Origin of the sequence: Cytobacillus sp. FSL R7-0680, from assembly GCF_038009245.1 — a bacterium.
Lineage (GTDB): Bacteria > Bacillota > Bacilli > Bacillales > Cytobacillaceae > Cytobacillus > Cytobacillus kochii.
Genome location: NZ_JBBPAO010000001.1, coordinates 3,321,984 through 3,335,972, shown reverse-complemented (window position 1 = coordinate 3,335,972; position 13,989 = coordinate 3,321,984). Strand labels below are relative to the sequence as shown.

Here is a 13,989-nt window from a genome sequence, read left to right as displayed (position 1 = left end):
TTTGGAAACAATACGAAGATGAAAATGAGGAGGGATGAGGAGTATGAAATACGAATGCATCATTATTGGTGGTGGAATCGCAGGGTTACAGGCAGCGATTCAATTAGGTCGTTATAAACACCGAGTGTTAGTGCTTGATGATAATCAAGGTCGATCGTCAATTTGTCAAAGTTATCATAATATATTAGGTTATCCTAATGGCGTAAGCGGCCCTTATCTTAGGGAAATCGGAAGAGCGCATGGAGAGAAATATGGTGTTCATTATCAAGATGAACGAGTGGTAGACATTGTATACGAGGAAGAGGAGTTCATTATTTACACAAGAAGTAATAAGCAATATAGAGGCATGCGGTTATTACTTGCCACAGGAATCATGGACCATATTCCCCCTTATGAATCGCTCGGCCCATGTCTAGGTTTGACTGTGTACGTGTGTCCAGACTGTGATGGGTATGAGGTGAAGGATAAAACAACGGTTGTGATGGGTTCTGGAAACACGGGTGCTAATATGGCATTGACGCTTGCTTATTGGACGAATTCAATAATATTCGTTAATGATGAGAAAAAAGAAGTTTATCCACAAACTTATCAACAGTTAGAGAAATTAGGAATCGAAGTGATTAAAGAGAAAATAGCCGAAGTATTGGCAGATGGCTCATCGTTTCGGGGAGTTCGATTGGAATCTGGGCAGATTGTAGAAGGTGAGAGGGGTTTTATTGCTTATGGAGGGAATCATGTAAAATCAGACTTAGCAGCAAAATTAGGAGTAGAACGTTTAGGTAATCAGCATATTATAACGGATGGGCGCTCGAAAATGACGAATGTCCCTCATGTTTGGGCTGCTGGTGATGTTGTGGCTCATTCAGAACAAGTGACAATTGCTATGGGTGAAGGCTCTCAGGCGGCCATATGGATTCATAAATCATTAATTAATCGTTAGTAGAAGGTGAGGAATGGGATGTGACTTGGTGGAAAAACGCAATTGCCTATCAAATCTATCCGCGAAGCTTTCAAGATTCAAATGGGGACGGCATTGGGGATATACAAGGCATTATTCAACGCCTATCATATTTAAAAGAACTTGGGATTGATTTGATTTGGATTTGTCCGATATATCAGTCTCCTAACGATGATAACGGCTATGACATTTCAAATTATCAAGCAATTCTAGCTGAATACGGGACAATGAATGACTTTGATCAATTATTAGAAGAAGTGCATCAAAGAGGTATGCGACTAATTATTGATCTTGTTTTAAACCATACAAGTGATGAGCATGCATGGTTTATAGAGTCGAAAGTTAGCAAGGAATCGAAAAAGCGAGATTGGTATATTTGGAGAAAAGGAAAAGATGGGCAAGAGCCGAATAACTGGGCCAGTATATTTGGTGGTTCTGCATGGACATTTGATGAAAAAACGAATGAATATTATTTGCATATATTCTCTAAAAAACAACCAGATTTAAACTGGGAAAATCAAGCGGTGCGTCATGCACTATACGATACAGTCAATTGGTGGCTAGAAAAAGGAGTAGACGGCTTTAGAATTGATGCGATTAGTCATATCAAGAAAAGCCCAGGATTACCAGACATCCCTCCAACTAATCAAGAGACATATGTTCCTTCTTTCTCGAAGCATATGAATCAACCTGGAATACATGATTGGCTTTTAGAATTAAAAAAAGAAACGTATGGGAAGTACCCAGTCGTTACGGTTGGGGAGGCAAATGGGGTTAGTGCAGAGGAGTCTCTTCTTTGGGTTGGTAAAGATCAAGGAAAAATGGATATGGTCTTTCAATTTGAGCATCTTGGTTTATGGGATGCAGAAGAAAACCCAATCCTGGATATCATTGCTCTGAAAAAAGTATTAACAAAATGGCAAGTCGCGCTAGCTTCAGACGGTTGGAATGCTCTATTTCTCGAAAATCATGATAAGCCGAGAATTGTTTCAACTTGGGGAAATGATAAAGATTATTGGTATGAAAGCGCCACAGCCTTAGCATGTATGTACTTCTTTATGAAAGGTACACCTTTTATTTATCAAGGCCAAGAAATAGGCATGACGAATGTGCACTTCGAAGGGATGTCCTCCTATTATGATATCCTCACTCATCATCTATATAAGGACAAACAACAGAAAGGCTGGTCACACAAAGAGATTATGAAACTCATCTGGGCTTCTTCTCGTGATAATAGCCGTACACCTATGCAGTGGAGTTCTGATTCAAACGCAGGCTTTACAGAGGGCAAACCATGGATGGAGACAAATGAAAATTATACTAAAATCAATGTTACTCTCCAAAAAAATTCAAATCATTCTGTATTGCAATTTTACAAAGAGATGATTACTTTAAGGAAAACTCACGCTACTTTTATTGAGGGTGAATATAATCTTCTTTTTCCAAATCATAAACAGATTTTTGCTTATACAAGAGAAGATGAAGAACAGAGGTTTCTGGTTATAGTAAACCTGTCTGAGTGTAACGTAACTTTAAATTTAAATCACCAACTTGTCAGGGATAGTTCAAAGCTATTATTATGGAACTATCAAGCACAAGGCGATATATCGCTATCTAAGAAAATGGAACTCCGTCCATATGAAGCTAGAGTTTATCGAACATAAGCAAATATAAATTTTTCGTTATTTCTAGGAGATGTAGATGAATGGCAAAAGGAAAAACAAATGCGATGCGGTTATTAGATCAGTCGAAAGTAAGCTATGAGATCATGACTTATGATGTCGCGGATGGAAAAATAGATGGTCTTTCGGTGGCAGAAAAAACGGGGAAATCAGGTCAAACGGTTTTTAAAACATTAGTGACAGTCGGTGCAAGTAAACAAAACTATGTCTTTGTTATTCCAGTCGATAAGGAACTGGATATGAAAAAGGCTGCTAAGGCGTCAGGTGAGAAGAAAATTGAAATGATCCATGTGAAAGATATTCAGAAGATTACCGGCTATATTCGTGGCGGTTGTTCACCAATTGGTATGAAAAAACAATATCCTACTATTATCGATGCATCAGCAAAGGATTTGAAAAGTATGATTGTTAGTGGGGGTAAATTAGGTACTCAGATAGAATTAACGTTGCAAGACCTCATTAAAATGACAAGTGCAGAATTATACGAGATCGCTCAATAAAATACCAAATGCCTCAGAAGATGTTACTGCAGGCATTTTTTTGTTTTCTGGATAGGGATTATAGTAATTTCTAAAGAGGTGTGAGGCCAAATAGTCACTTTTCACATAAGATGTGCATGAGGTGATTAATATGAGTCATTTTAACGTACATGAACCAAAAGGTATTAAAGGGAAACTGTTAAAAAATATGGATATAGGTACATTCCAGCAAACGCCCCCTTCTTATAAACCGCCAAAAAAAATGCCCAATCTAACTGAAGAACAACCTGAATTCATTTTGAAACAAATTTGTGTGAAAGGATTATATCGTATTCACTGTATGGCGCTTAAAAATGGAGAACAACTTTGGTTTTGTCCAACCTTCGTAAAGGGGCAAACGTTGTATGGTTGGAGGTTTTATCATAACCGATGGATCTTTTTAGTTATACATCTATCAAAAGTTCAATCTATTCAATGTATATAAAAACGCCACCTGTTAGGAATGACAGGTGGCGAATAAAATTATTTCCCGAGAAAGAATAACGGGGTTAAAAAATAAAATGAGCAACCAATGTAATAACTGGTAAAGCAATAACTGTTCTAAGAATAAAAATTAATACTAAGTCAAAGAAAGATACAGGAATTTTAGAACCTAGTAGTAATCCACCAACTTCAGACATATAAATGAGCTGTGATACGGATAGAGCAGCGATGACAAACCGTGTCATTTCACTTTCTATTCCTGCCCCCATGACAGAAGGTAAAAACATATCTGCAAACCCAACGAATAATGTTTCAGATGCGGCAGCAGCTTCAGGTAGTCCTAAAAGCTCTAAAATAGGAATAAATGGCATTCCTATCCAAGTGAAGATAGGCGTATATTCAGCTAAAATTAACGCGAGTGTGCCGAGGGCCATAACAATTGGTGCAACACCCATCCACATATCTAAAATATTTTTAAAGCCATCGGTGAAGAAAGCCTTAACATCTTTATTTTTCTTTGCTCTATTAATCGCAGAATCAATACCCCAAGTAAAAGAATTATAGCCTTTAGGAATGTCCTCATCTGCTTCTTTTGCTTTCTCTTTATAATAAGTATCCGCTTTTCTTGAAAGTGGTGGGATACGAGGCATAATGAATGCTGCAATGATCCCTGTTGCTAGTATGGTTAAGTAGAAAGGAATAAAGTAATCCCCTAAGCCAACTTGAGAAATAACAACAAGACTGAAAGTGATAGACACAACAGAAAAAGTAGTTCCAATAATAGCCGCTTCTTTTTTTGTATAAAAGCCTTCTTCGTATTGCTTGCTTGTTAAAAGCACTCCGATTGTACCATCTCCAATCCAAGAGGCAACACAGTCGACTGCTGAACGACCTGGTAGTTTGAAAAGTGGTCTCATTACCTTGGTAAGTAAAGAACCAAATAACTCTAGTAGACCGAAATTGACTAATAACGGCAAAAGTAAGCCGGCAAATAAAAATACACTAAATAAAACGGGCAATAGATCAAATAATAAAAGTCCACCAGTAGCTGTAGACCAAACTGCTTCAACTCCCCATTGAAGATATGTTAGAACAGCAAATACAGCCCCGATGAAGCGGACAATTACCCATCCATATGTGACATTGAATAGGTTATTTAAAAAGGGTGAGTTTTTGAATATAGCAGGAGAAATCTTGGCAATCAAAGTTCCTACTAAAGTAAGGACAATAATAACGACCATAATAAGTGGAATAGATCCATTTAATAAATCCTGTATCCAGCCGGATAATATAGCGATAGGAATTGTTACCTCCCCATCAATACTAATAGGAATCATAAAGAATAAGATACCTAAAATTGACGGAATGAGGAAGGTCAACATATCCGATAATTTATATTTACGCATCAGTTGATGTCTCCTTCTAATAAAAATAAGTCAGACTACATTTTAATTCATTCTATATTAATTGCCAACCTTATACTTAAAAATGGTAGAGATGTTATTCTATTGTCAATTTTAATAATTGTCAAACTAAAAGGGGTGAGTCTTAGTAAAATTATGTTAAAATGTTTGCAGATGACGTGATTTTTAAAGAAGCAGGTGGGAAGTAGATGTTCAATTATCGATTGTATTGGACGTTTGCCAAAAAGTCTTTTCTACGTTCGGCTGTGTACCGATTTGATGTCTGGTCTAGACTCGGTTCTAATGTGATCTTTCTTTTAATGTGGGGTTCTATCTGGACAGCGTTATATGCGGGTAGAGAAGAGGCTGGTGGCGTCAGTTTTCAAGCAATGCTTACATATATTGTAGTAAGTCAATTTCTCTCAGGTGTAAACGGGGCTGGGACTCCTCTCTGGGAAATACAAGAGAAAGTGCGTACGGGTGATATTTCATTGGAATTAATGCGTCCTTTTGATGTGCCTTTACGTTATTTATTCGCAGACTTTGGCAGTGTGTTTTTCTATATGATTACTGCACTATTACCTTTGTATATTATATTATTTTTCTTCATGGACCTTTCATTACCTAACGATCCACTTATCTGGTTAGCTTTTTCATTTGCCGCTTTTATTGGGTTTTTAATTCGTTATTGTATTGAAATGGCCTTTGGATTATTAACTTTCTTTCTAGTAGAAACCGGCGGAGTTGAGGATATCTTTTATTTTGCGATGTCATTACTATCTGGTTCGGTTATTCCATTGTGGTTTTTCCCAGGTTGGCTCGCGAGCTTTGCCTCATACTTGCCCTTTCAAGGTATTTATTACATTCCAAATGCAATCTTTATAGGTGAGATTTCAGGATATCAGATCCTTACTTCTATTGGGGTTCAGTTGTTTTGGGTGGTCGTTACATATATCTTTTTAAGATTAGTATGGAATAAAGCATCGCAGAAGGTTGTTGTTCAAGGGGGATAAGTACATTCATGAGATATATTGATTTATATTTTAAACTTGTTGCTGCTGGTATAAGGGCCCAGCTGCAATACCGATTTGCCTTCTTTATGAGGATTGTAGGGATGCTGACCTCGTATGCAGGAACGGCGATAACAATGTGGGTAATGCTCTATCAGTTTCAGGAGTTAGGTACATGGAATTTTTATGAGATGTTATTTTTATTTGCGATAGCTGTGCTTTCTTGGGGATTTTGCATTATTTTATTTTTCCATTTTCGTAGTCTTGATACATACATTTTGAACGGTACATTTGATCGTTTCTTAGTGCGGCCGATTAATCCTTTTTTTCACTTTATGGCGATGAAATTTGATGTGGCATCCTTTGGACAGTTTATTTTTAGTATCTTTATTTTTATTTGGGTAAGTGTAGAATTGCACATTCATTGGACCATTGCTAATATCCTATTTTTATTAGCTGCAGTGCTTGGTGGAGTCCTTATACAAGGTGGCTTGCTCGTGATTATCTCAGCTTTTGCTTTTTGGACAACGAAATCGGAGCAATTTTATTGGGTAGTGATGTATCCGGCAAGAAACTTAACGAATTACCCATTAGTCATTTATCCAAAAATGGTGCAATGGTTTACGGCGTTTGTTGTTCCTTTTGGTTTTGTGAATTATTTTCCTGCAAGCGTTATCTTGGATAAAGAAACGCCATACTTTCCAGAAAATATTGGTTATTTTTCACCATTGGTTGGTATTGTTTTCTTCATTATTGCCTATTACATTTGGATGCTAGGACTCAGCCGTTATAAGAGTACGGGCTCATAAAGCGTAGTGAAGGTTGGCAGTCATAAACAGAGTGGAGGGTAAAGAATGGCTATCATAGAAGTAGATCAGTTGATGAAAGAATTTAAAGTTGCGAAACGTGAGACCGGCTTTCTTGGTGCCATGAAAAGTCTGGTAAAACGTGAATTTTATACGAAGCATGCGGTAAAGGATGTAAGTTTCACTGTGGATAAAGGAGAAATGGTCGGATATATCGGACCTAACGGTGCAGGGAAATCAACAACGATTAAAATGTTAACTGGAATTCTTGTACCTAGTGCGGGCACGGTTAAAGTAAATGGCATTGTTCCTTATGAAAACCGCCAAGCAAATGCAAAAAATATTGGTGTTGTCTTTGGGCAAAGAACGCAATTATGGTGGGATTTACCAACGATTGAATCATTCGAATTATTAAAGGAAATTTATCAAGTTTCACATAGCCGCTATAAAGAAAATATGGATACATTTACGGAAATTCTTGGGTTAGATGAGTTCATCAATACGCCAGTCAGGCAACTCTCTTTAGGTCAAAGAATGCGTGCTGACATTGCCGCTTCCTTACTGCATGATCCTCCCATTTTATTCTTAGATGAACCAACGATTGGGTTAGACGTAGTGGCGAAAGAACGCATGCGGACATTTATAAAAGAAATCAATAAAGAACGCGATATTACAGTTATTTTAACCACCCATGATATGGAAGATATCGAGCAACTTTGTAAGAGGATGGTATTAATTGATCACGGGCAGAAAGTGTATGATGGAGAAATGGCAGTAGTGAAAAATCGATTTGGGAAAATCCGTACTCTTGTAGTAGATCTAGAAGAACATTCTAAGCCATTGACGCTTGAAAAAGCAGAAGTGTTTAAAGTAGAAGCAGGTAAGTATTGGATACGCTTTAATCGAGAAGATATATCTGCTTCGGGTGTTATCACACAAATTACACAAACACATAATATAAAAGATTTAACTGTCGAAGAGCCTGAAATTGAATCAATTATTAGTCGTATTTATCAAGAAGGCTTTGACGGTGTTGAGCAACCTATTCCTGTTAAAAGTAGGTCATAAAAGAAGCTGAGTAGAGGTATATGCCTCTCTCTCAGCTTAAGTTTGACTGATATTTAATTGCTTTGTAGCGAGTTGTACGTATAAAGGGTGAGATTGCATCAATTCATCGTGTGTCCCTTTTCCTGTGATTTTTCCATTTTCAAGAACAATAATTTGGTCGGCATCAATGATAGTTGACAGTCTGTGTGCAATGACGAGTGTTGTTCGGCCTTTCATTAAATTTTGGAGAGCTGATTGTACGAGTTGTTCGGATGAACTATCAAGATTCGATGTGGCTTCATCTAATAAAAGGATTTTTGGATCACGAATAATGGCTCTAGCAATGGCAATGCGTTGGCGTTGTCCACCAGAGAGTTTAATTCCTCTTTCGCCTACATCAGTGTTTAAACCATTTGGCAATCTCTCTATAAACTCTGCTGCATGAGCTTGTGTAGTTGCTTGCAGTAATTCCTCTTCACTAATTTCTCTTTTCGTGCCATATGTTAAGTTTTCTCGAATCGTGCCAGACATCAGCGGGCTCTCCTGAGAAACATAACCAATTTGTTCCCGCCAATTTTCAAGAGCATACTCCTCTGCTGGCTTACCATTTAATAGAATAAGGCCGCCATTAGGTCCATAAAAGCGTTCGAGCAGAGCGAATAGGGTCGTTTTACCGCTACCGCTTGGACCGACAAATGCCGTTGTTTTTCCAGCTGGAATGTGTAAATTGATATCTTTAATAATCTGGTCATCTTTATATGAGAATTGGAGTTGGTTAAAAGTAATCTCCTCTGGATGGATTATCCCTTTTGTTCCTTCATTCATATTCTCGGTAGGTGTATTCAACATATCCTGAATTCTTTCTGTTGCACCCATTGCTTTTTGATAAGCAGTAAAGAAGGAAGCCATTTGGGTAAATGGAACAACAATCTGGAACATATAAATAATAATAGCTACTAATGAACCAGCAGATAATTCCCCTGAAGCGACTCGTACGCCGCCATATCCAATTAGGACCACAAGAACAAACATCATAATAAAGGTCATAAATGGTGAGACGACAGCTTGGATTTTTGCTTCCTTTAAACCAAATTGGAATAAGCGCTGAATGTTTTTATTCCCTTTTTCAATCTCCGTTTTTTCAGCTTGATAAGCCTTCACAAGTCGAATATCTGATAAGACCCGACCAAGGTTGCTTGAAAAGTCAGCCATTTGATCTTGGGTAGATAAAGAGACTTTATATATTTTTTGCCCGAGCGGCATGATTATAAGAACGGCTAATGGAACAGCAATAAGCATGATGAGTGTCATTCGCCAGTCAATCATTAGTAGAATAATAATTGCCCCAATGATTGAAATCATTCCCGTTATAAACGTAATAATATGTTGTGTAATCAAAGTTTTTACTATATTTGTATCTTGTGTGATTCGGCTCATTGTTTCTCCTGATTGATGCTTATCAAAGAAAGGAATTGGGAGATGGATGGAATGTTCCCATAGTTTCCTTCGTAAAGAGGCAACCATTCTCTCTCCAATATAAGTCATTAAATAAAAGGAAAAACCTGAGGCAATTGTTTGGATAATGAACGCGCCTCCTAATAATGCAATGAGCGAAAGTTCAAGGCGAGATGTAGCTAACTGGTCGACCATATTAGCTGTGAATAACGGAACGACCAATCCTGCTGCGGTTTCAAGTAGGCTGAGTAGCAAAGCAACAATTATGATCCACTTTGGTACATTTGCGCCTTTTAATAATGACCACAGACTAGTCGTTTTCTTTTTTGTCTTCAATTTTTTCCATTCCTTTCTTTTCTAGATAAATGGAGATAGCTTGGGCAAGCCATTCTTCTTCTTCCACTGTAAATGGAGAGGGGAAAAGAACAGGAGCTTCGGCGAGATGGCGATCAATATCGTCATTTATTTCTGTTATGCGGAGAATGATTTCCTCTATATTGGGATAAAGGTCATAGAGGATATCCCAAATGGCTGCAACCACTGATTGGACATGCTCATCATTATGATCGGTGCCCACCAACTTTTTTATGTTTGCAAATTCTTTAGCGACTCGTTTGTTTAATTGTTGTTGTTTTTCATCAGAAATATTGTAGATATCTTGAATCATATGCTCAGGGATAAAATTCCTCATCCATTCTTTATGCTCCGCTTCCATTTGAATGGAGTTAATGAGCATAATGAAAATATTAGGATCAACTGTTTGATTTTCTTCTAAAATAGAAAGAGCATGGTCTAATGTTTTAATCATGTGATTTATTTGCTGTCTTTTGATAACGAGCTCTTCTCGTTGAAACGAAAGAGATTGTTGCAGATCCCACTCATTGTTGTTGAGAAGCTTCTGTATTTTATTTAATGGATAACCTAAATATTTTAAAGTAACAATCTTTTGAACTGTTAATATTTCATTTGTAGAATAATATCTATCACCTGTTTTGCTAGTGCGTGCGGGCTTTAATAAGCCAATCTCATCATAATAATGCAATGTACGAATGGTCGTATTTGTTTTCTTAGCAAACTCTCCAATACGGTAATAATCATTTGTCATAAGAGCCCTCCTTATGTAGTATTATAAAACCTCACGTTACGTTAGATACAATGGTAAAATAAAAAACTTATTCGATGTTGCTCAACACAATAAACGGTCGAATTTATTGGGTCCTTTCTCCTCACTTATTGGAGAATTAAATGTAAGAAACGGTAGATGAGTTGTTAAACACATCTTTTGGTCTAATAAATATCCTATAGGTGATGACTAGCAGAGGATAAGTGTGCAGAAGTTATGTAGATGCAAGTGGCAGCAAAAAGAGGCGATGTTGAGCGTAAAAGGGAATGCACCAATAGGTGAAATAGACTTTAGACAAATGATAATTTTACTATGGGGATTAACCAATCTAATTATCACACAGTCTGAAGGGATTTACATCACGAATTACTTCAGACTGGTGCATAAATCCTACTTAGTACTTTTCGTAAATTTGTTCGTTTATAATAGTAAGAAACCTAACGAAATAATGATTCCACTAGCAATTAATGTAAGTACACAAAAGCCCATAATATCTTTTGCTTTTAGACCTGCGATGGCAAGAGCGGGTAAAGCCCAAAAAGGCTGTATTAAGTTCGTCCAAGCATCTCCCCATGCTACCGCCATTGCGATTTTAGGAATGGAAACATCCAATGCGATCGCTGCGTCTAACATAACAGGAGCTTGCACAGCCCATTGACCTCCACCAGATGGTACAAAAATATTGACAAGACCTGCACTCAGGAAAGTAAATAATGGTAAAGTATGTTCATTAGCAATGGAAACAAATCCATTGGATATAACAGCCGCTAGGCCGGAAGCTGTCATCATACCAATAATTCCTGCATAGAACGGAAATTGAATAATAATGCCACTGCCACCTTTAACAGCATTCGTAACTGCCTGCAAAAAGTGACGAGGGGTACGATGAAAGAGAATACCAAGAAATAAAAAAAGAAAGTTTACAATATCTAAATTTAGGGCAAAACCATTAGTAACAAAATAATAAAATAAGAAGATTAATCCCATCACGCCAATAAGTAACGAGAGTATTTGGCTATTCTCTAATTTCTCTGCTGGTGTCATGGAATCTCTTTCTAATGTCGCTGCAGGTAAATCTTCTTTTAATAACGCTGGATCAACCGTAACAGTATCATCTTTAGCTGGAAGCATGATACGATTGACAATAGGTAAAACAATAAAAAGTGCGATAGTGATAATCAAGTTAAATGATGAAAAGATGGTTTCGCTTGTTGGAATAATCCCAATCAAATCTTCGGAAAAATGACCTGGAGTGGCAATTGTTAGCGGTGTTGATCCTGAAATACCACCATGCCATATAACAAAGCCTGAGTAAGCGCTTGCAATTAATAGCCTGTAGTCGACTCCTTTTACATGGCGCGCTAACTCTTTGGCAAATAAAGCACCAATGACTAATCCAAATCCCCAGTTAATCCAACTAGCAAGTAATGATATGATTGTTACAATAATAACAGCTTGCCCAGGTGTTTTTGCTTTTGAAGCTAATGCACTCAGTCCAGCTTTGAATATAGCGCTGCTTGCTAATACATGACCGGTAATTAATACTAGCACCATTTGCATAGCAAAAGATAATAATCCCCAGAATCCTTCACCCCAGAATTGGACCATTTGATATGGACCACTATCAGTAAATATGAGTCCAAGTGCAAACACTAAAAATGTTAAAATGATAACAAATAGAAATGGGTCTGGTAAGTATCTTTGCATTAAACGATTAAAAAAGCTAACAATTATTTTCATCTATCATTCCCCCTTTTGATAGAATTTTATCATATGATTCTGAAAATTATTACTTTAATATAACAAGATTTTAAAAAAAGAAAGGATGTAGATTTAGTGAAGAAACTGACTATTTTATTTGTTGCAAGTTTCCTACTTATTCTTATGGGTTGTAATTCTAACAATGAAATGGATGAAGAACCAGAATCGGTAGATGTATCGAATCAGCAAAAGGTAGAAGTGGTGGCAGAAGACCTTGATATCCCTTGGTCAATTAATAAGCGCGATGATGTATTCTATTTATCCGAAAGAACAGGTACAATTGCTAAAATTGAAGGGGGAGAATTAACTCGTCAACCCGTAGAATTAGAGAAATCATTATCAACGGCACAAGAAGCAGGATTACTTGGGTTTGTTTTAATTGATGATGGTACAAAAGGGATTGCATATTATACATACGAGCTCGATGGTCAACCGTTAAATCGTGTTGTCACATTATCATTGGATGATCAAAAACAGGTGTGGGTGGAAACGGATTTACTTTTAGATGAAATTCCGAGTGGTGCTTTTCATCATGGGGGTAGGCTAGCGATTGGTCCAGATGATAAATTATATGTCACTACAGGAGATGCGACAGAACCAGAACTTGCACAAGATCAAAATTCGTTAGCAGGAAAGATTTTAAGGATGAATAAAGATGGCAGTATTCCAGAAGATAATCCTTCAAAAGAATCTTATCTTTATAGCTATGGTCATCGTAATCCTCAAGGTTTGGCATGGACAGATGAAGGAGAAATGTACGCAAGTGAACATGGTCCAACAGCAAATGATGAAATTAATAAAATAACCGCACATGGGAATTATGGTTGGCCTGAAATTACGGGTACAGAGGAAAAAGAAGGGATGATTACCCCACTCGTCACCTCAGGAGATGACACAACCTGGGCACCATCAGGTATTGCTTATGCAGATAATAATCTTTATATAGCAAGTTTAAGAGGTACCGCAGTCATGCAGTTAAATTTAGAGACAAATGAAATGTCTATTTTAGTAAGTGACGTAGGTAGAGTAAGAGATGTTTATGTCGATGGGGATCATCTGTATTTTATCAGTAATAATACAGACGGCCGCGGCAATCCGGCAGAACAGGATGATCGGTTATATCGATTAAAAATCAGATAAGTAGCAAAACGATAAGTGAACAGCAGTTAATCTTCTATTCGTCTAAGATGACAGCGACCCCAACTTTATGGTAAGAATGAATGTAGATAGTTAACGAATGGAGTTGTAGAAAACATAATGTCTGACTTTCGCACAACCGTAATTATTCATAAACCAGTTGAAGAAGTTTTTTCCTATATGGTCGATATAGATAATATTCATGAGATCATGCCACTTGTAGTAAAGAGAGAAAAGATCAATGATGGGCCATTAGCTGTTGGTACAAAACTGAGAGAAACAAGAAGAGTTCGTGCTTCCGATATCACATCTGAAATCGAAGTATTAGCATATGAAACAAATAAAGTATTTGCAACGCGTTCCAATTCCAACGGTTTAATCGCAGAATACTATTATCGTTTTGATGAAGTGGATGAAGGTACACAAGTTGATTTAGAAGCTAATATTAAAACAACAGGATTTAAAATGAAGCTTTTGCGTAAATTTTTAGTGAACATGGTACATCGTGAAGATGGCTATCAATTAACGAATTTAAAAAATATGCTTGAAGGTACGAAAGAAATATCTGATGAAGATGTCTCCAAAGAAGGCGAACAGATAGAAGAAAGACCTGAAGAAAATCAAACAAAATAAGCTTTTAATAGA

At 37.1% G+C, this 13,989-nt stretch carries 13 protein-coding genes; 9 read left to right on the top strand and 4 right to left on the bottom strand.

The window, feature by feature from the left end; translation table 11 throughout:
- Positions 1 to 43: 43 nt before the first annotated feature.
- The 4 genes from MKY26_RS16600 (at position 44) to MKY26_RS16585 (ending at position 3,603) form a co-directional block, all read left to right on the top strand.
- Positions 44 to 940 carry an NAD(P)/FAD-dependent oxidoreductase gene (locus MKY26_RS16600; protein ID WP_341098180.1) on the top strand — a complete coding sequence of 299 codons (897 nt, stop codon included), beginning with the start codon at positions 44 to 46 and terminating at the stop codon, positions 938 to 940.
- A 20-nt stretch (positions 941 to 960) separates the two neighbouring features.
- Entirely contained in the window at positions 961 to 2,622 is a 1,662-nt protein-coding gene (locus MKY26_RS16595) for a glycoside hydrolase family 13 protein (RefSeq protein WP_341098178.1), read from the top strand.
- A gap of 41 nt (positions 2,623 to 2,663) precedes the next feature.
- Positions 2,664 to 3,140 (top strand): Cys-tRNA(Pro) deacylase, encoded by a 477-nt coding sequence (ybaK, locus tag MKY26_RS16590; RefSeq protein WP_095371467.1) that lies wholly within the window; start codon positions 2,664 to 2,666, stop codon positions 3,138 to 3,140.
- A 130-nt stretch (positions 3,141 to 3,270) separates the two neighbouring features.
- Complete coding sequence (locus tag MKY26_RS16585; RefSeq protein WP_341098175.1) at positions 3,271 to 3,603, top strand: hypothetical protein; 333 nt, start codon at positions 3,271 to 3,273, stop codon at positions 3,601 to 3,603.
- A gap of 64 nt (positions 3,604 to 3,667) precedes the next feature.
- Here the strand turns inward: MKY26_RS16585 and MKY26_RS16580 are convergent, their stop codons facing one another.
- Positions 3,668 to 5,008 carry a YjiH family protein gene (locus MKY26_RS16580; RefSeq protein WP_095371469.1) on the bottom strand — a complete coding sequence of 447 codons (1,341 nt, stop codon included), beginning with the start codon at positions 5,006 to 5,008 and terminating at the stop codon, positions 3,668 to 3,670.
- Positions 5,009 to 5,214: 206 nt separating this feature from the next.
- On the opposite strand from MKY26_RS16580, the gene MKY26_RS16575 reads away from it, so the two are divergent.
- Genes MKY26_RS16575 through MKY26_RS16565 form a run of 3 tightly spaced genes read left to right on the top strand, consistent with a single transcriptional unit; the run spans position 5,215 to position 7,889 of the window.
- Entirely contained in the window at positions 5,215 to 6,018 is an 804-nt protein-coding gene (locus tag MKY26_RS16575) for an ABC transporter permease (protein ID WP_341098172.1), read from the top strand.
- 8 nt (positions 6,019 to 6,026) lie between these two features.
- A complete protein-coding gene (locus tag MKY26_RS16570; RefSeq protein ID WP_341098169.1) occupies positions 6,027 to 6,824 on the top strand; it encodes an ABC transporter permease in 798 nt (265 codons plus the stop codon).
- A gap of 45 nt (positions 6,825 to 6,869) precedes the next feature.
- Positions 6,870 to 7,889 (top strand): ABC transporter ATP-binding protein, encoded by a 1,020-nt coding sequence (locus MKY26_RS16565; RefSeq protein ID WP_095371472.1) that lies wholly within the window; start codon positions 6,870 to 6,872, stop codon positions 7,887 to 7,889.
- 36 nt (positions 7,890 to 7,925) lie between these two features.
- Here MKY26_RS16565 and MKY26_RS16560 read toward each other — a convergent pair whose 3' ends face one another.
- From MKY26_RS16560 to MKY26_RS16550, 3 genes are all read right to left on the bottom strand, one after another.
- Entirely contained in the window at positions 7,926 to 9,659 is a 1,734-nt protein-coding gene (locus MKY26_RS16560; RefSeq protein WP_095371473.1) for an ABC transporter ATP-binding protein, read from the bottom strand.
- Positions 9,634 to 10,428, bottom strand: a complete 795-nt coding sequence (locus tag MKY26_RS16555) for a MerR family transcriptional regulator (protein ID WP_095371474.1) — start codon at positions 10,426 to 10,428, stop codon at positions 9,634 to 9,636. Before MKY26_RS16555 ends, MKY26_RS16560 begins: the two co-directional genes overlap by 26 nt.
- Positions 10,429 to 10,866: 438 nt before the next feature.
- Positions 10,867 to 12,186 (bottom strand): short-chain fatty acid transporter, encoded by a 1,320-nt coding sequence (locus tag MKY26_RS16550; protein ID WP_095371475.1) that lies wholly within the window; start codon positions 12,184 to 12,186, stop codon positions 10,867 to 10,869.
- A 96-nt stretch (positions 12,187 to 12,282) separates the two neighbouring features.
- Between MKY26_RS16550 and MKY26_RS16545 the strand changes: the two genes are divergently transcribed.
- Positions 12,283 to 13,347: a PQQ-dependent sugar dehydrogenase gene (locus MKY26_RS16545; RefSeq protein WP_341098165.1), complete on the top strand. Its 1,065-nt coding sequence runs from the start codon at positions 12,283 to 12,285 to the stop codon at positions 13,345 to 13,347.
- Positions 13,348 to 13,464: 117 nt separating this feature from the next.
- Entirely contained in the window at positions 13,465 to 13,977 is a 513-nt protein-coding gene (locus MKY26_RS16540) for an SRPBCC family protein (RefSeq protein WP_095371476.1), read from the top strand.
- Positions 13,978 to 13,989 lie beyond the last annotated feature (12 nt).